17 protein-coding genes are annotated in these 16643 nt (G+C 47.5%); 9 read left to right on the plus strand and 8 right to left on the minus strand.

What is annotated here, in order from left to right:
* Positions 1-48: 48 nt before the first annotated feature.
* Complete coding sequence (locus tag KE626_RS26565; RefSeq protein ID WP_211976056.1) at positions 49-1104, minus strand: serine hydrolase domain-containing protein; 1056 nt, start codon at positions 1102-1104, stop codon at positions 49-51.
* Between the two features lie 63 nt (positions 1105-1167).
* Between KE626_RS26565 and KE626_RS26570 the strand changes: the two genes are divergently transcribed.
* From KE626_RS26570 to KE626_RS26580, 3 genes are all read left to right on the plus strand, one after another.
* Positions 1168-1812 carry an HAD family hydrolase gene (locus KE626_RS26570; RefSeq protein ID WP_211976057.1) on the plus strand — a complete coding sequence of 215 codons (645 nt, stop codon included), beginning with the start codon at positions 1168-1170 and terminating at the stop codon, positions 1810-1812.
* A gap of 445 nt (positions 1813-2257) precedes the next feature.
* Positions 2258-3919 carry a lectin gene (locus KE626_RS26575; RefSeq protein WP_211976058.1) on the plus strand — a complete coding sequence of 554 codons (1662 nt, stop codon included), beginning with the start codon at positions 2258-2260 and terminating at the stop codon, positions 3917-3919.
* 126 nt (positions 3920-4045) lie between these two features.
* On the plus strand, positions 4046-4780 hold the full coding sequence (locus KE626_RS26580; protein WP_211976059.1) for a glycosyltransferase family 2 protein: 735 nt from the start codon (positions 4046-4048) through the stop codon (positions 4778-4780).
* A 44-nt stretch (positions 4781-4824) separates the two neighbouring features.
* Here KE626_RS26580 and KE626_RS26585 read toward each other — a convergent pair whose 3' ends face one another.
* On the minus strand, positions 4825-5958 hold the full coding sequence (locus KE626_RS26585) for a lactonase family protein (RefSeq protein WP_211976060.1): 1134 nt from the start codon (positions 5956-5958) through the stop codon (positions 4825-4827).
* 107 nt (positions 5959-6065) lie between these two features.
* Here KE626_RS26585 and KE626_RS26590 point away from each other — a divergent pair, with 107 nt between their 5' ends.
* The 3 genes from KE626_RS26590 (at position 6066) to KE626_RS26600 (ending at position 7645) form a co-directional block, all read left to right on the plus strand.
* Positions 6066-6626: a TetR/AcrR family transcriptional regulator gene (locus KE626_RS26590; protein ID WP_211976061.1), complete on the plus strand. Its 561-nt coding sequence runs from the start codon at positions 6066-6068 to the stop codon at positions 6624-6626.
* Positions 6627-6705: 79 nt separating this feature from the next.
* Positions 6706-7269, plus strand: coding sequence for a carboxymuconolactone decarboxylase family protein (locus KE626_RS26595; RefSeq protein ID WP_211976062.1), 564 nt, complete (start codon positions 6706-6708; stop codon positions 7267-7269).
* A 1-nt stretch (position 7270) separates the two neighbouring features.
* Positions 7271-7645 carry a DUF302 domain-containing protein gene (locus KE626_RS26600; RefSeq protein WP_211976063.1) on the plus strand — a complete coding sequence of 125 codons (375 nt, stop codon included), beginning with the start codon at positions 7271-7273 and terminating at the stop codon, positions 7643-7645.
* A 35-nt stretch (positions 7646-7680) separates the two neighbouring features.
* On the opposite strand, the gene KE626_RS26605 is transcribed toward KE626_RS26600, so the two are convergent.
* Both KE626_RS26605 and KE626_RS26610 read right to left on the minus strand, forming a co-directional pair.
* Positions 7681-8547: an AraC family transcriptional regulator gene (locus KE626_RS26605; protein ID WP_211976064.1), complete on the minus strand. Its 867-nt coding sequence runs from the start codon at positions 8545-8547 to the stop codon at positions 7681-7683.
* Between the two features lie 54 nt (positions 8548-8601).
* Positions 8602-9900, minus strand: a complete 1299-nt coding sequence (locus KE626_RS26610; RefSeq protein ID WP_211976065.1) for a spondin domain-containing protein — start codon at positions 9898-9900, stop codon at positions 8602-8604.
* A 274-nt stretch (positions 9901-10174) separates the two neighbouring features.
* On the opposite strand from KE626_RS26610, the gene msrB reads away from it, so the two are divergent.
* On the plus strand, positions 10175-10690 hold the full coding sequence (msrB, locus tag KE626_RS26615) for a peptide-methionine (R)-S-oxide reductase MsrB (RefSeq protein WP_211976066.1): 516 nt from the start codon (positions 10175-10177) through the stop codon (positions 10688-10690).
* Between the two features lie 98 nt (positions 10691-10788).
* Here the strand turns inward: msrB and KE626_RS26620 are convergent, their stop codons facing one another.
* The 3 genes from KE626_RS26620 to KE626_RS26630 form a co-directional block, all read right to left on the minus strand.
* Positions 10789-11979: a serine hydrolase domain-containing protein gene (locus tag KE626_RS26620; RefSeq protein WP_211976067.1), complete on the minus strand. Its 1191-nt coding sequence runs from the start codon at positions 11977-11979 to the stop codon at positions 10789-10791.
* A gap of 87 nt (positions 11980-12066) precedes the next feature.
* Positions 12067-13182, minus strand: a complete 1116-nt coding sequence (locus tag KE626_RS26625; protein WP_211976068.1) for a helix-turn-helix domain-containing protein — start codon at positions 13180-13182, stop codon at positions 12067-12069.
* Between the two features lie 75 nt (positions 13183-13257).
* Positions 13258-13989 (minus strand): DUF481 domain-containing protein, encoded by a 732-nt coding sequence (locus KE626_RS26630; protein WP_211976069.1) that lies wholly within the window; start codon positions 13987-13989, stop codon positions 13258-13260.
* Positions 13990-14080: 91 nt separating this feature from the next.
* Here KE626_RS26630 and KE626_RS26635 point away from each other — a divergent pair, with 91 nt between their 5' ends.
* Together KE626_RS26635 and KE626_RS26640 are read left to right on the plus strand one after the other, a co-directional pair.
* The gene (locus KE626_RS26635) at positions 14081-14548 is read left to right on the plus strand and encodes a hypothetical protein (protein WP_211976070.1); all 468 of its coding nucleotides are present in this window, start codon (positions 14081-14083) and stop codon (positions 14546-14548) included.
* A gap of 95 nt (positions 14549-14643) precedes the next feature.
* Positions 14644-15480: a sugar phosphate isomerase/epimerase family protein gene (locus KE626_RS26640; protein WP_211976071.1), complete on the plus strand. Its 837-nt coding sequence runs from the start codon at positions 14644-14646 to the stop codon at positions 15478-15480.
* A 124-nt stretch (positions 15481-15604) separates the two neighbouring features.
* Here the strand turns inward: KE626_RS26640 and KE626_RS26645 are convergent, their stop codons facing one another.
* Positions 15605-16597, minus strand: coding sequence for a helix-turn-helix transcriptional regulator (locus KE626_RS26645; protein ID WP_211976072.1), 993 nt, complete (start codon positions 16595-16597; stop codon positions 15605-15607).
* Positions 16598-16643: the final 46 nt, after the last annotated feature.

The raw sequence follows: 16643 nt of genomic DNA on the forward strand, positions 1-16643 counted from the left end.
ATTGACTTTAACCAACACTATATTAACTTACCGATAACCGGGAAAAGCTTACTTTCCTCTCACCATGCTCCTGATCTTTAAACTGGCGGGCATGGTAGTGAGGTAGCCGTTGTTAACGATATAGGTAAATATAAAGCCGGTTATTTTTTTCTCGCGGTTGATCCAGGGATGGCTGCCAAAGAGGCCGGGGCTGGTGTTTTCGATCAACACATCACCGGGGCCGGTCACATCCCGCCAGTTGCCGATACCATAGATGCCTTTTGTTTGCAGCAATGCCACAGGGTAGGGAGAATAAGCTACTGTGGCGTTGGTAGTTTGTGGCTGTTCCATGGCGGTAACCGCGGCTTCGCTGAGTACACGGGTACCATTGGCGGCAACGCCTTTGTTCATGACCATATAGAGGAAACGCATATAATCGTCAGGAGTACTGCGGGCGCCCCCGCCGATCTGCGGATTGGCGGTCAGTCCAAAATCGGTGTTGGTCATGCCGCACGGCGTAAACACTTTTTCTGCCGCCAGCGTTTTCCAGTCTTTACCCGAAGCCACTTCACAAACGCGGCCGGCTACCTGCATACTTACGCCGCCATAATAAAATGTTGAACCCGGCGTATACGACAGGGGCACGTTTTGCGCGATACCATCCGCCGCAGCGGCAAGGGTGATCAACACATTGGATTCATAGCCCTGGGTAGAGTTTCCGGGGAAACCTGAGGTATGGGAAAACAACTGGGCGATGGTAATATTCCCCTTGTGCCGGGTGGTGAACAGGGGCAGAAATTTACCTACGGTATCTGTCAGTTTAATTTTGCCTTCGTCTACCAGGCTCATTACCACGGCGGCCGACAACCATTTGGAGCAGGAAGCGATCAGTTGCCGGGTACCGCCGTCATATCCTCCAAATCCTTTGGCATACACCGTTTTTCCATCTACCTGTATAACAGCATATGCTTTACCACCAAAATCATTGTTGGCAGCATCGGTCATTACTTTACCCACGTCGCTGTAATCGGGTGTAATAATTGTTTTGGATTCGGACTTGCTGCAGCCGGCAAACAGCACGGCTGCAAAGCAAAACAGGAAATAACAGTGCAGGTCTTTTTTCATGTGCGTAAGCTAAGAAATTAATAAAACTTATTCAACCTCCCCTTTTTCGTTAATTTGCCCTCTATGCATTATAATAACGTTCTTTTTGATCTGGATGGTACGTTAACAGATCCAAAAACAGGTATTACAAAATCCGTGCAGTATGCGTTGGAAAAGGCAGGCATTTATGAAGGTGACCTGTCAAAGTTGTTACCGTTTATTGGCCCTCCCCTGCAACAATCGTTTATGGATTTCTATGCTTTTACGGAAACCCAGGCCTGGGAAGCGGTTCATGCCTACCGGGAATATTTTAAAACCACCGGCATCTACGAAAACGAACGTTATGAGGGTATTCCCGAGCTGCTGACCACGCTGCAATCGCAGGGCCGCCGTTTATTTGTAGCCACCTCCAAACCAAAGGTATTTGCTGATATAGTAATCGGGCATTTTAATCTTGGCAGTTACTTCACGGCTGTTTATGGCAGCCAACTCGATGGTACCCATGCCGATAAAGGAGAACTGATCCGCCACCTGCTCGAAACCGAACATCTGGCTGCCGCCGATACCATTATGATAGGTGACCGCAAACACGATATTATCGGCGCAAGGAAAAACAATATCGCCTGCATTGGCGTAGGCTACGGTTACGGCAGTACGGAAGAACTCACCGCTGCTGCACCGGATTTCATGTGCAGGTCTGTTGGGGAGCTTTTAGCCATTAGCTTTTAGCTTTTAGCAAAAATGCAGCGGATTTTGTCTTTGGGCAGGATTAAACTGATTTTTGTTGATTAGAGGATTTTACTTTTTTGATTTAAAAGATTAAAAAAGATTTGGGAAGATATAAGCGGATAAAATTCGCCTATCTCTTCCCAAATCTTTTAAAATCAAAAAATCACATGAATAAAATCCTCTAATCAACAAAAATCAGTTTAATCCTGCCCAAAGACAAAATCCGCTGCATTTTTGCTAAAAGCTAATGGCTAAAAGCTAAAAAAAATTGCTTATTAGCCCTTTATTAAGGCATCCGTTAGTTCCTCTCTGCGTACTTGCAGGAAGTTTCCACGATGATATCCATAGCCCGGCATTGTTCTAAGAAAACCACATCAGTTGTTTCATTCACTAACAGCTGATAGGAGAATCCGATAGTAATTCCTAAACTTCAATTATTCCACACATGAAAAACAAGTTGCATCTCCTGTTCGCAACCCTTGTTGCATTGTCTGTTGGCTGCTCAAAAAAAGAGGCTGCCACCCGCTTACAGCCGCTCGACGGGAAAAAATCTGCCGTCAATGCGTTAGGCTCCCCCGTGGGCGATGTAGTCGGCAAAATCACGGTAGGTTACCAGGGCTGGTTTGCTGCCAACGGCGACGGCTCCCCCATTAATGCCTGGTGGCATTGGACACAAAACTGGGGCGCATCTCCCTCTTCCACGAATAATGGCATTAAGTCCTGGCCGGACGTGCGGGATTACAGCAGTACCTATCAGACTGCCTGGGCAAATCTCAACAACGGACAACCGGCGAAGTTGTTTTCTTCCTTTAATGACCAAACCATTAACACGCACTTTTTGTGGATGCAGCAGAATGGGATAGATGCTGCGGCGCTGCAGCGTTTTAACCCCAACGGCTCGGAAGGTCCGGTGCGGGATGCCATCACGGCAAAAGTAAAAACGGCGGCCGAAAACTATGGCCGAAAATTCTACATCATGTATGATGTAAGCGGCTGGACCAACATGCAGTCGGAAATAAAAACAGATTGGACCAACAAAATGTCGGCCTATACTGCTTCTTCCGCCTACGCAAAACAAAACGGTAAACCGGTGGTATGCATCTGGGGCTTTGGTTTTAATGATAACAACCATACCTGGTCGGCCGCAGTATGCCTGGATGTCATCAACTGGTTCAAAAACCAGGGCTGCTATGTGATCGGTGGCGTGCCTACTCACTGGCGTACCGAAAGCGATGATTCCAGACCCGGCTTCCTGGCCACGTATAGCGCGCTCAACATGATTTCCCCCTGGATGGTAGGTCGCATCGGTAATGTAAATGACGTAGATAATTTCTACGCCAATGTGAACACACCGGACCAGGCGTATTGCAACAACAACGGTATCGACTATCAGCCCTGTGTGCTGCCGGGCGATTTACAGGAACATCAGCGCGCACACGGCGATTTTATGTGGCGGCAGTTTTACAATATGGTCAGAGTTGGCGCCCAGGGTATTTATATCTCTATGTTTGATGAATACAACGAAGGCAACCAGATCGCAAAAACAGCCGAAAACCCATCCTTTATACCAGCCGGATCCAATTTTGTGACGCTGGATGAAGATGGCGTAGCATGCTCTGCTGATTACTACCTGCGTTTAACCGCCGACGGCGGCAAAATGCTGAAAGGACAAATCGGGTTAACCGCTACACGGCCTACCCAACCGGTAGTAGGCGGCGGTACCGGCGCTCCTATCGGTCAAACTATTACGCTGAAAAGCGCTAATAACCTGTATGTATGCAGCGAAAATGCTACCCAGGCCATGAATGCCAACCGCACCGCGGTAGGCCCCTGGGAACAGTTTGTAGTAGTGAACGCAGGCAATGGTAAAATCGCCCTCCAGAATGGCGGTAAATATGTGTCCTCTGAAAACGGCGGCCAACCCATTACCTGCAACCGCACCGCTATTGGCGGCTGGGAGCAGTTCGACTGGATCAGCAACGGGGACGGTACCATTTCGCTAAAAGGTAGTAACGGCAAATTTGTTTCCAGTGAAGGCGGTACACAGGCCATGACCTGCACCCGCACCACTGCCGGCGCTAACGAAAAGTTCCGGGTAAACCAGTAAGCTGATTTTTTCATTTGATTACCCGGGTAAGATGTGGGAACGCCGGGCTATCTGGACAAGCTACCCGGGTAATCAAATAAAAAAATAATATTACTTTTGGCCGGATATATCAATATATAACATCGAATGAACGACAGATCCGGCGAAGTTTTAGTGAGTATTGTTATTGCTACCTATAATGCAGCGCTTCACCTGGAAGCATGCCTGCAATCCGTTTCAGCACAAACTGCTGCAGGTATAGAAGTGGTGTTGGTAGACGGAGGCAGCACGGACCATACCCTGGAAATAATGAAAGCATCGGGGCTTCCCCTGTTGCAATGGGTAAGCGAACCTGATAAAGGCATTTACGACGCGCTGAATAAAGGCGTTCGTATGGCCCGTGGTAAATATGTTTACTTCCTCGGAGCAGACGACCGCCTGCTGCCGGGTTTCAGCGATCTGCTGGCACAGGCAAAAGATGATCATACCGTTTATTATGGCGATAGTGAAGGATACAGCGATAAAGGAGAAGTACCTTATATCCTGATGAAAGGAAGCTTCAGCCAATACCGGCTCGCCAAATTATGTATGAACCACCAATCCATTATTTATCCGAAAACAGTTTTTGAAAAATATACCTATAACCTCCGCTATAAAGTGTTTGCAGATTGGGCGCTGAACTTGTTGTTGTGGGGAGACCATAGTTTCAGGAAGCAACACTATCCTGTCAGCATCGTGCTGTATAATTTATCGGGTTTTTCATTTGATACCAGGGACCCGTTGTTTGAGCAGGACAGGTTGCAGCTGATCCGTAAGGGTATGGGCTGGTGGATGTATATGCGGATACGGTTAAAAGACTTCAAGAAAAAGATGGCAAAGTGAAGATGACAGGGCGCCGGAGTAACAGCGCCCTGTCATCTTTTTATTTATTTACCATACTCCCTGATCTGCAGCGAAGAAGGATTCAGTAGTTTTATTTCAGTGCCTGTAGCGGTTAACAATCCTGTTTGCTGATTCCGTTTAAACACCACCACATTGCCTGACCGCTGGTTGGCCACCAGGAGAAATTTACCGGTAGGATCGATCGCAAAATTCCGGGGATGTATGCCCCGACTAGGCTCCTGCCCTATCTTTTTTAAAGTACCGTTCTTTTGATCAATGGCATAAATAAAAATCATATTGGCATCTTCCCGGGTAGAGGCATATAAAAATTTTCCATCGGGAGAGATGTGAATATCAGCGGCATTATAATCTTCCGCAGGCGCCTCCAGGTGGGCGCTGATCCGCTGTATGCGATCCAGTTTACCCGCATGGTATTTATAGCTGGCTACCATGCCGCCCATTTCTTCTATACAATAGGCATATGGCAGTTTAGGATGAAAAATAATATGCCGGGGACCGCTGCCGGGAACCGTAGGCGTAAAGGGCGGTGCAGCCGGTTGTAATGGCTCCGTTGCATTAGCTGCAAGTTTATATCCGCGGATCTTATCTGCGCCCAGGTCCGGGAAAAAAGCGTACTGCGCATCCGGAGAAAATACGGCGGCGTGAACATGAGAGCTGGCTTGTCTTTTCAGCACACTGCTGTCCCGGAAGCTGATCACTTGCTTAGCCGGAGCAATCTGCCCGTTGGGTTCCAGCGGAAATATAGATAAGCTGCCACCGGAGTAGTTAGCGCAGATCAGCCATTTCCCATCTTTATCAGTACCCACATAAGCGGGATTATCGCCTCCGCTGTTCTGACGGCTTAATAAGGTCAGCGTGGCGTTCACACTATCAAATGCGAGGCTGCTCACACCACCTACATTAGGCGTTTGCGCCTCCGAGCAGGTGTAAATATATTTGCCGTTGGGCGATATGGTGAGAAAGGATGGATTAAGCACGCCTTTCAATGCATAAGCAGGCTGCAACGCACCGGTTTGATAATCGAAGCGGTAGAGGTACACACCGTCTTTATCCTTATCACGGTTATAACTGCCTATAAAAAGATAATACTGCTGGGCATTTGCCAGGAAGCTGCTGAACAGCGCTATCAAAGCGAGACTGGTAAATTTAAGACGCAACGGATAAAGATTTAAACGTGAAACAGACTACAAGATAATCATCTCCCGAAAAAATAATAATAGACAAATTTGTCTATTATTATTTTTCCATGTAACTTTAGGTTGTTATGGCAAGACCAGGTAATCCAAAAGAAAAGATATTGGCTACGGCGGCCCGGCTGTTTTACGAACAGGGTTATAACGCTACGGGCATCAACCAGGTGCTGGAAGAGGCGGGGGTAGCGAAAGCCAGCTTATACAGTCACTTCGGTTCCAAGGACGAACTGGGCCTCGCCTATTTGCAGGAAGCCAGGGCACAATGGTTTGCAGCCATTATGGACATGGTAGATAAAAAAACGCTGCCGGCAGAACGTTTGCTGGCAGCATTCGATTTCCTGGAGCGTCAGTTGCCGCAGCAGCAGTTCAAAGGTTGCCGGTTTATTAATATGCTGGCGGAAATCGGCGATAATCAACCTGCCATGCAGCAACAGGTGCTGGAGCATAAAAGAAAACTGAGACGTTACCTGCAACAGCTGCTCACCGCTATTCCCGGGCAAACAGATCCCTCGCTGGCCGATACGGTGTACCTGTTATTTGAAGGCGCTATTGTGGAGAGTAAAGTGTATAAAGATACCTGGCCGGTAAAAGCCGCGAAGAAAACCGTAAAACGGTTGATAGCAACAACCTGATTTTTTTATATGCCCGTTCTGCGGGCTATTTTTTCACCTTATTATAGACAAATTTGTCTACAATTAAATTTAACAACAAATGAGTACAATTACAGCACTTTCCCTGACAGACGCTCCTGCTACCGCACGCCCGGTACTGGAACAGGTAAACCGTATGCTGGGCCGCGTGCCCAATATGTATGGCGTAATGGCCCATTCACCTGCCGTACTGGAAGCCTATGTACAATTCAGCAATGCACTCCGCAGGGGAAGTTTGGGCGCCCCTATGGCAGAACGTATTGCCCTGGCAGCAGCCGAATATAACGGTTGCAGCTATTGCCTGTCGGCCCACAGCCACCTCGGCGCCAAAGCCGGCTTATCTTCCACCGACCTGCTGGAAGCCCGCAACATGCAGGCTACCGATGAAAAAATCAATGCAGGGTTGCAGTTTACAAAACAACTGCTGGCAGCACCGCAAAGTTTATCGCCCAACGACGTGCAAACGCTTCGTGATGCGGGGTATACAGATGGTGAAACGCTGGAAATTATTGCCAACGTAGTCAGAAATATTTTTACCAACTACCTCAATGTCGTGGCCGGCACTGAAGTAGACTGGCCCGTAATAGTTAAACCTTTACAATCCGTTCCCGATGAAAGCAGATAAAATGTCTATACTGATAAACCAGCCGTTCGAGCAGGTTCTCTCCGGTGCCAGGGCAGCTATCGCGAAAAATGATCTCCTGCTGCTGCATGAAATCAATCCGCAGGCCATCTTAGCCACGCATCAGATCATAACAGGTAAAATCAGGCAATTGCTGTTCTTTCACCCGGTGTATATGAAACAGTTGCTGGACAACGATCCTTCCGCGGTGATTGAAGTGCCGCTTAAACTGGTATTGCGGGAAACGGAAACAGGCGCTACAATGGTGAGTTATTATGACCCCGCACGCCACCTGGAGGGATATAATGGATTAGCCGCATTAGCAGAAACGCTGACCGGTAAAATGGAACAGGTGATAGCCTTATTGTTGCGCACGTAAGGGCAATTTTGCGCATATAACAGCAACGGATATACTTAATTTACCGGTAACGGAGCCGCTTCTGTTTTGCGGTTAAATGCCGAACAATTTACCCCCGTATTCAGTTTAAAGAAACGGCTGAAATGTGCGGCACTGGTAAATCCCAGGTCATCCGCAATTTCCTTGGCCGATTTGCCGGTATAGTATAAACAGCGTTTGGCTTCCAGGATAATCCTTTGTTGTATAAGTTTGGAGGGAGATGGAAAATGACACATACCAAAAATGTTCGTCAGTGTTTTAGGCGATTTGTTTAGTGCCGCTGCGTAGAACTGCACTTCGTGTTGGGTGCGGAAATTACATTCCAGCAGCAGGTTAAATTTTCGGATCAGGTCCATCCTGCTGTCGGACAGGTCGCGGCAATTGCCGGATTGTTTTTTTGCGATACGTGTAATTTTAATAATCAGCCGCTTCAACAGCGTGCGTAACATTTCACCCTGCATTTTATCTTGCACCTGCATGTCTTCGAGACAAAGTTGTTGAATGGTACCGATACCCTCCAGATCGTGATGTGCCAGCGGTATAAAAAGCGGATGCGCAATGCCATAAAATAAAAATCCTACGCAGCCCACTTCCGCATCGTGATCAGCAATACAGTAAAACTCCCGGTTAAACTGCCATGCAACAAGGTTCTCCGGCTCCTGGAAACGGAAATGCTGGTTGGCTACCAGCGGCAATATCATGTTGCCCGGAAACGGGTATTCAATTTCATCTACCACCACCAGTTGCGCAGGACCGGGGTTAAACACAATGGTATTGGTAGTTGCCGGCTTACTGTTCAGCATACCGCTCCCCCCGAGTGATGCTTCTGCCATCGACAAACTAAATTTTCCTTGTGTAATGCTATCCTCAAACTCCCATTTCATTTGCAACCAGTTAAACCCGGTCCGTCGCATTAGCTGCGGCAGACCGGGTATTGTTTATTGAAGTGTTACCCTGATCATTTCAGCAACCGGGGGCAACGTAGTATATCCGTTAGGGTTAGGAACCGGCGCAATCGGTTTGTTTTCAAACAGCGGCGTTCCTGCCAGGTTAAACTGGGTGATACCCGCGCCCGGGAACTGATTAATGGCAGTCCCGTCGTCGTACAATGCTATGCTGCCGGAAATATCACCTTTAGTGCCGGCATCTGTACCATTACCGGTGGATGCAAAAAACCAATCATTTGAAAATCCATACATCGTGGCCACCGCTATACGGTCGCCATTTTGTACCGTAATATCCTGGCTTACCATGCCGCCCTTCTGACCATCGATCACCGGGAGCAATACTTTGGATGATGGCGCCGGCAACACATACACTGCTTTTACACCGGCCTTGTTTTTCAGGAATGCTGCAAGGGTATCTGCATTGCCCTGTTGCGCCAATAGTTTCAGGCCTTCGCCACGATCATTTTCACCGCTTTTGTAGATGGGATTGTCTATGCCGTTATAAATCACTACCAGTACCGGCGACAATGGGGTAAAGATCCCGGTGATTCCTTGTATATAACTGCCAAGCATGGTGTTGTCGCCTGCTTCCGCAATAGCGGTCAGCCCGTTTGCTGTTACAGCGCCTTCTTTAAACAACGGCGACGGAGCCAGCAGTTGGCCGCCGGCGATATAAGATACAGCCCAAACACCCGGACTGATGGGCGTTTCATTTGCCGTGCCACCGGAAATATTTTTCAGTGTAAGCGTAAACATGGAGTTACCGTTATACTTCAGCGTAGCGCTGAGCAGCTGCGAAGCAGAAAGGTAATGGTTTCCCTGTGCATCTGCACCTTTTACCTCAGCAATCGGCCCTGCGTTCGCGGTTCCCGGATGCACCACCGTTTTACCCGGCGCCTGGTTAATTCGCGTACCATTGTCCCACAGCTTTACCTGTGGCGATACATCTCCCTCTACCGGCATGCCCTTTTCATCATACAACATGATACCGGGATTAGCCGGCGCAAAGAACAGGTCGTTGGACCATCCGTACATGGAAGCAAAAGTAATGGTCTCACCTTTGGCGGCGGAGAACTGTATGTTAACCGATTCCCCGGGAAAGATAATGGGTGTGTTAGTGCCTTTATAAGTCCCGGATTGCACCAGTGGCTTCGAATTCAACACGTTCTCTACCGTAATAGTACTTTTATGTCCGGGAGGCATATTGTTATCATCTTTATGACAGGCAGCAAATGCCAGGGGTAACAGTGCGATTGCAGGTAAATGAATCGCTTTCTTCCATCGTTGCATATGAACATTTTTTGTGTGCAGGAAATCAATTTTCAACACTACAAAGGTATCCGGGGCATCCTCCATCATCAATGACGGTACTTCCCGATTAGTTGACAATACTTCCCGACAACAGCACCTCTTGTTTCCTGCTTATTAGTCGTAATATCTCCTGCATCCTTACAAATATTTCCGTTTTTTTGTAAGGATGTCCTGTTTGCCCCGTCTATTAGTAAGAGAGGTACATACGGATATAAAGCCGTAATTTTAGGTAGACTTACTAATTAAAGAAAAGATGAAACCATTATTTCTTTTAACACTGATGCTGGTCACCCAGATTGCCTGTCATAGCCAGACAGGCAGCAAGGAAACGCCGGTTAAAAATCCCTACTACTCCAGAACGGATACGCGGAAGCTGCATATTACCAATGCAGAGTGGAAGCGGGTATTGCCGCCCGATCTGTACGCAGTAGCCAGGGAAAGCGCCACCGAAAGGGCGTTTACGGGCAAGTACTGGGATACCGATGTAAAAGGCAGTTATTACTGCGCGGTATGTGGCAACCCGTTGTTCAGGTCCGATGCCAAGTTTGCCAGCAGCTGCGGCTGGCCCAGTTTTTTTGAGCCCTTAAAAGCCAACAGCGTTATTTATAAAGAAGATAATTCTTTAGGCATGCAGCGCACAGAAGTGATCTGCGAACGTTGCGGATCGCACCTGGGGCATATTTTCGACGATGGTCCCCCTCCTACGCACAAAAGATTTTGCATGAACTCTGTGTCGCTGGATTTTGAACCCGATCCGGGCGCGCACTAGCGATCATTGCTAACAATGCTGCATCGCCGGGAATGGATCCTGAAATTCCTGTAATCATTGCTTCCATTCCCGGCAGGCGGCGGATTACGGGCAACACACTAAATTCGTTTATCTGCCACGAAATACTCCAGGAAAGCACGCCCGAAATCAGAGGCCGTCAGCTGCTTTTTCAGATTGTGGCGGAAGGGATTAAAGAAACCCAACGGCCCCACCTTTACCAGGTGGTAAAACGGGCGGCTCAGGTCCTGGGAATTCGCTAAAATGATAAAGCTGAGGTCTTTCTCCGGAACTTTTACAAAAAGCGCGGAGTAGCCCGTCCACCAGCCGGTATGCCATATTACTTTCAGCCCTTTATAATACGTTACGTACCAACCCAGTCCATATTGAATGGTTTTCCCTTTGCGGGTAACAAAGGGCGTAAAGATCTTTTTCCAGGTGCTGTCGTTCAAAAACCGCCCTTCATCAATTGCATTGGAATACACAGCCAGATCATTCACTGTACTCATTATGCCGGCAGCGGGTCCGAACCCATAGGTAAATTTGACCGGTACCAGCTGTTTATTTTTCCAATCGTAGGGTTTGGCTACCCGCTCCATAAATGCGGCTTTATCATATCCTGTCAGCGCAAAATCTAGGCTGTCGTCGGTGGAAGGCACCGTGTTTTTGAGCGAAAGCGGCACAATGATTTGCTCCATGAGCAACTCCCCGAACCTGCCCCCGGATGCCCGGGCAATTGGTTTCCCCAGTTCATTATACCATCCGCCGTTATAACGGAATACATAACCTGGCTTGTAACTGTTATACATATTGCCCATAGCCGTATGCGTTAGTAAATGTTTGAGTTTTATCCGGGGATCGCTGCCCCAGCGGGCGCCCAGGTTGATGCCGTACTTCCCGATCGGGTCGTCGAGGCTTATTCTCCCGGCTTCCACCTGCTGCATGAGAATAATAGCTCCGAAAGTTTTGGTGACAGAAGCAACCTGGTAAACGGTATTTTCATCCGGCGCCTGTTGCAGCTCCCGGTTAGCATAGCCGAATCCCTTTTTCCATACCAGCTGTTGTCCGTTTACCACGCCGGCAGATAAACCCGGAACATGATACCGCTCCCGCAGATGCTCCAGTTTGCTTTCAAATGCGGTGATATGGGCGGCATTCCAAACGCTGTCGCGCCCGGTTATTTTTGTTACAGGGCGACTGACTTTTGTGGTATGGCAGGAAAACAGCAGGAAACTTAACGCCCCTGATAAGGGCACAATGCGCTGGCAAAAACACCTTGAATAGTTGATCATCCGGATGATTAATTTGACGGCAAAGCTCCCTGTTTACGCGCCTTTCACCTACTCATATCCGGATTTGAGCAATGAAAAAAAGAAGATTTATGGTATTTGAGACGCCTTTTTCCGGAATTCGGAGGGCGACATGCCCGTAAGTTGTTTAAACACCCGCTGGAAGGTGGCGGGTGAACTAAAGCCGCAATCGTAGGCGATACCGGCAAAGGTTAGCTGCCCGGCATCTTCCTGCAATAATTTCTCCTTAAACAATGCTACCCGGTAACCATTTACGTACTCATTAAAATTTTTACCAAGATGCTGGTTCAACACAGCGGATATTGTTTTGGGCGGCAAACCGGTATGCCGGGCAACCGTATTTAAACTGAGGGCAGAATCCAGGTAAAGTTGTTCTTCCTCCATCGCCTTTTTCAATAAAACGATGGCCGTATCGATGGTGGCTACGGGCAGTACCGCTTCCGTTTTTTTATCGGTAACCAGCTGCTGCCAGGAAATGACGTATCCTTTTATGCCAAGCCAGTATATTAATATCGACATAGGCACATAGATCGGGTACCAATCAAACCTGGTAAGCATCATATCCGTATAACGGGGAATTACATACGGCACCAGGTATAATAACCACCATACGACAAATACCGCCATCAGCCATACAAACTGCTGCGGCCATCCAAACAGGGGGCTGTTAGCCGTTTTGTGTGTGGCCAGGTATGTATGCGAGAGATATACATACACCGCCAGCGACACCCAACGGGGAATGTCTGCATACACATTATAGTCGTCAATAAAAGTACCCCAGGGGGCCGGATTGTTTTTAATGGTGTTAGTGAGCACCCCCGCTATATAAATGATGGTGATCAGCGAAGGCCCCAGATCTACAACAGCCGGCAGGAACTGCCACCGCTCCCTGCGGCCGATTTTAAAATCCGGTTCCAGGAAAGCCTTTACATAAAAATACATCAGCGGACCAAAAGGCATGGCAATCACCATAGGCACCAATTGAGCCAGGAACGCCAGCCAGCTGGAGCCAAACCAATCCTTGAAAGAAGCGTAAAGGTTGAAACTGGCCAATGCCAGGAAAAAAATAAATGCAGCCAGCAGCCGGTTGGCAAACCGGTTCCGGGTGGAATAAAATAACAGGCCGCATACAATAAAGCCCTGTATCGCACCCAACAAAATAATTGTCTGAAATAATCCCTTCATAGAAAGCCTGGCAACAAATGCTCCGTTTGGAAAACAAAATAAGCTAAAATATTTTCCCGGCAACCGCTTCCGGCGTTAAAAGAACTTCTCCACCGTAAGCCCATAGTTCATCAGCAGGTTTTCCCGATCGGTCCGATTCACTTTGTTATAGGTCATCGCAGCAGTAATGCTGAGCCAGGAACGAAGTTTTACAGAAAGACTATTATTACACTTTATAATATAGTCGTTCCCGTGAATAAGCGAATTTTGCATAAAATTAGATCCTTCCAGCACCACCATATTTTTGATAACCCATTTATAAGATACCCGCAGCGAATTACGGACTGTTTTGTACACGTCCGGAATGGTATCGTGCAGGTAAAGGTCGCTGGCCTCAAAAAGCACACCATCGCTGATATTGAGCGTGGCATTGGGCTGGTGTATCACATCGTAGGCGATACCGCCGCCACCCTGGAAACGGTTGTTGATCTTTAATGAATAACTCTTGTCATAGTTGGCAAGTCCCCAGTAATAAACTTTCTTCTCTCCCCGGTACACACTCACATCCATGGCGGCAGACACGTCGTTGTTGGTCATGCTGTGATCCTGTTTACCATACACATAGCTGGCCCCGGTATTCAGCGCAATTCTTTTCTTGCTGATTTTAAAACCCAGGTTATTATTAAGCAAAAAAGAATTCCCGTTATTGGTGCGGTTTACAGCACCGGTAGACGCATACTTGACATAATAATGCACCGAGTCGCTGAACTGGGCAAAAGTGCTGAAGCAATAAAATAAAGCCATCCAAAGTAAAACTATTCTCTTCATGATCAGGTGCTTAGGTGTTGGATTAATGCGATTCACCGGCAGCACAATTAACGTGCCTGAACATCCGGCTTGAAATATGTATATTTAATATATGTTTAAGCGGACCCTTGGTACCATCCGGCAACAGCCCTACCTGTTGTTCCTGTTAGCAGCCATTTTGCTGATCATTATTTCTTTTTTTGAAAGAAGTAACACCATCGATATTCATCTCCATGATACCATGTTTGTGGTGTCTGTCACCTTTATCATTTGGGTCAGTGTAGGTTGCCTGGGGATTTTACTGCTGGCCTACAGCTGGCTGGGAAAATTCCTGCGAAAAAAAACACTGGTATGGGTACACGTAGGGCTTACTTTATTAATGCTGGCAGCGATCGTCATCACCGGCCAATGGCATGATAGCCTGTTCCCCTCAGCAAACCAGAACACGCCCGCTGCACTGAACTGGTATATGAATCTGATGTATGTATATGCCTTGCTTGTTTTCCTGTTTCTCGCCGCGCAGCTGGTATTTATAGCACATCTTTTATATAGCCTGCTATTACATCTCCGGAAGAAATAATCTAAAAAAAATAAAGAATTTTAGAGATATTAGCCCGCCTGTTCCATACCGGCGCAGGGCATGAATGCTAAAAAACCACGTAAATATTATTTGCTATGTCGTCAAGAAGAAATTTCCTGTTACAAACCGCATTGGGTGTGGCAACCACTGCCATCGGGCCTCTGGCAGCTACTGCTGCCAGCGCTAAAAAAGTTAAGGCGCTGCTCCCGGTAGGAATGGCCGGCTATACCTTTGCCAAATTTGACCTGGATCAGACCATTACCATGATGAACAGGGTAAATATCAAGAACATCTCTGTAAAAGATATTCAACTACCCCTCAACAGCACACCGGAAAAAATACAAACAGTGCTGGATAAGTTTTCTGCCGCAGGCATAAAAGTATATGCGGTAGGCGTTATCTACATGAAAACAAAACAGGCGGTAGATGAAGCATTTGAATATGCCAGGCGCGTAGGTGTTCCGATGATCGTTGGCGTCCCTAACCCTGACCTGCTGGACTATACAGAAGAAAAGGTTAAAGCTTATAATATCAGGCTGGCGGTGCATAACCACGGACCTGAAGATAAGCTTTACCCCGGCCCGAAGAATGCGTATGACCTGATCAAAAACAGGGATGAACGTATAGGGCTGTGTATGGATATCGGTCATGCGATGCGTGCAGGCGAAGAGCCTTCCAAAGCGATACTGGCATACAAAAACAGGATCTTTGATCTGCATATCAAAGATGTGAGTGCTGCGGTGAAAGACGGTAAAGCTATTGAAATTGGCAGAGGCGTGATTGACTTTAAAAAACTGGTGGCTGCGTTAGATAAAATCAACTACCAGGGTGTATGCAGCATTGAATATGAAAAAGACATGAGTGATCCGCTGCCGGGTATTGCTGAATCAACGGGATATTTCAGGGGAGTGATTTCAGCGGTTAGCTATTAGCTTTTAGCTTTTAGGAAAATGCAGCGAACGCAGGATTTGTGTTTAAGAAAAATGCAGCGAATGAAGGATTGGTTTTTGGGAAAATCCAGCGAATGCAGAATTTGTTTTAGGGAAATGCGGCGATTCAGGACTGGGTAAATTTCCCGGGGGGAACACTGAACTTTTTGCGGAAAGATGTGCTGAAATGCTGCACGGAAGAATATCCGGTACGATCTGCCACATCCTTTACGGGAACTCCTTCCTGTAATAACGTTCTGGCCTGGTCGAGCCGCATGTCGTTCAGGTAGCCAAACACCGTGTTATTAAACAACTCCTTAAACCCGTTTTTCAATTTAAAAGTATTGGTACCGGAAATAGCCGCCAACTCCTGTAGGGTGGGCGGCTCCGTGATATGCGCTGCCAGGTATTCCCGGGCATATATAATACAATCTTTGTCGCGCGCAGTAGTAAGCGCTGTTTTACCAGGGTTGCCCCGTTCAAAAGCTTCCGCCTGCAAAGTAAGCAGCTCCACACATTTGGCCTGAAGGAATAATCTTTTGAGTCCGCCGGAAAAACGGCAATCCATAATATCGCGGATACAGCGATGCATAGCGAAGGTAACCTGCAAACTTTCCTTTCCTACATTGGCTTCCTGTTTACGATCCACTTTTTCTGCAAAGCCGCTTAATACCCTGCCGGTATTTTTTACCAGCTCCATGAAATAAGGGCGGGAAAAATGTACTTCAAAAAACTGGTAGGGATCAGCCGATTGGTACGCTGCATCCCCGTCAAATTCCGGTATATAAATGATGTTATGCAAATTAGGCTGAAAATCATAGCGGGCGCCGCTCACCAGGTTATTCACGGTACCCGTGCCGTTCAATGCAAAATTCAGCTCTATCACATCCTCCCCCGCCATGGAACGGATGCGGAAGTGCCGCTCCTGTAATCTCAGGTCGCCGTAAACAATAAAAATATCCGGCAGGCAGATCTGTACCAGCTCAATATCACCAAAGTCAAAACTCACCTTCTCCCGGCGCTCCTGTACCAGTGGCCGGCCGGCACCTGCCTCGTCCATAGGAAAAGGCAGCGTTAAATCCCGCCATACCTTATCGCGGTCCTGTACCATCATGCCCATAGCATACCTTTTATAATCATGAAACAATCCCGCTGATATAAAAAAC

It is taken from the genome of Chitinophaga hostae, assembly GCF_018224885.1.
Lineage (GTDB): Bacteria > Bacteroidota > Bacteroidia > Chitinophagales > Chitinophagaceae > Chitinophaga > Chitinophaga hostae.

Excerpts from the sequence above, each read along its gene's own strand:
- KE626_RS26565 (WP_211976056.1), bottom strand. The coding sequence starts at position 1,104 with ATGAAAAAAGACCTGCACTGTTATTTCCTGTTTTGCTTTGCAGCCGTG.
- KE626_RS26570 (WP_211976057.1), top strand. The coding sequence starts at position 1,168 with ATGCATTATAATAACGTTCTTTTTGATCTGGATGGTACGTTAACAGAT.
- KE626_RS26575 (WP_211976058.1), top strand. The coding sequence starts at position 2,258 with ATGAAAAACAAGTTGCATCTCCTGTTCGCAACCCTTGTTGCATTGTCT.
- KE626_RS26580 (WP_211976059.1), top strand. The coding sequence starts at position 4,046 with ATGAACGACAGATCCGGCGAAGTTTTAGTGAGTATTGTTATTGCTACC.
- KE626_RS26590 (WP_211976061.1), top strand. The coding sequence starts at position 6,066 with ATGGCAAGACCAGGTAATCCAAAAGAAAAGATATTGGCTACGGCGGCC.
- KE626_RS26595 (WP_211976062.1), top strand. The coding sequence starts at position 6,706 with ATGAGTACAATTACAGCACTTTCCCTGACAGACGCTCCTGCTACCGCA.
- KE626_RS26600 (WP_211976063.1), top strand. The coding sequence starts at position 7,271 with ATGTCTATACTGATAAACCAGCCGTTCGAGCAGGTTCTCTCCGGTGCC.
- KE626_RS26605 (WP_211976064.1), bottom strand. The coding sequence starts at position 8,547 with ATGAAATGGGAGTTTGAGGATAGCATTACACAAGGAAAATTTAGTTTG.
- KE626_RS26610 (WP_211976065.1), bottom strand. The coding sequence starts at position 9,900 with ATGCAACGATGGAAGAAAGCGATTCATTTACCTGCAATCGCACTGTTA.
- msrB (WP_211976066.1), top strand. The coding sequence starts at position 10,175 with ATGAAACCATTATTTCTTTTAACACTGATGCTGGTCACCCAGATTGCC.
- KE626_RS26620 (WP_211976067.1), bottom strand. The coding sequence starts at position 11,979 with ATGATCAACTATTCAAGGTGTTTTTGCCAGCGCATTGTGCCCTTATCA.
- KE626_RS26625 (WP_211976068.1), bottom strand. The coding sequence starts at position 13,182 with ATGAAGGGATTATTTCAGACAATTATTTTGTTGGGTGCGATACAGGGC.
- KE626_RS26630 (WP_211976069.1), bottom strand. The coding sequence starts at position 13,989 with ATGAAGAGAATAGTTTTACTTTGGATGGCTTTATTTTATTGCTTCAGC.
- KE626_RS26635 (WP_211976070.1), top strand. The coding sequence starts at position 14,081 with ATGTTTAAGCGGACCCTTGGTACCATCCGGCAACAGCCCTACCTGTTG.
- KE626_RS26640 (WP_211976071.1), top strand. The coding sequence starts at position 14,644 with ATGTCGTCAAGAAGAAATTTCCTGTTACAAACCGCATTGGGTGTGGCA.
- KE626_RS26645 (WP_211976072.1), bottom strand. The coding sequence starts at position 16,597 with ATGGGCATGATGGTACAGGACCGCGATAAGGTATGGCGGGATTTAACG.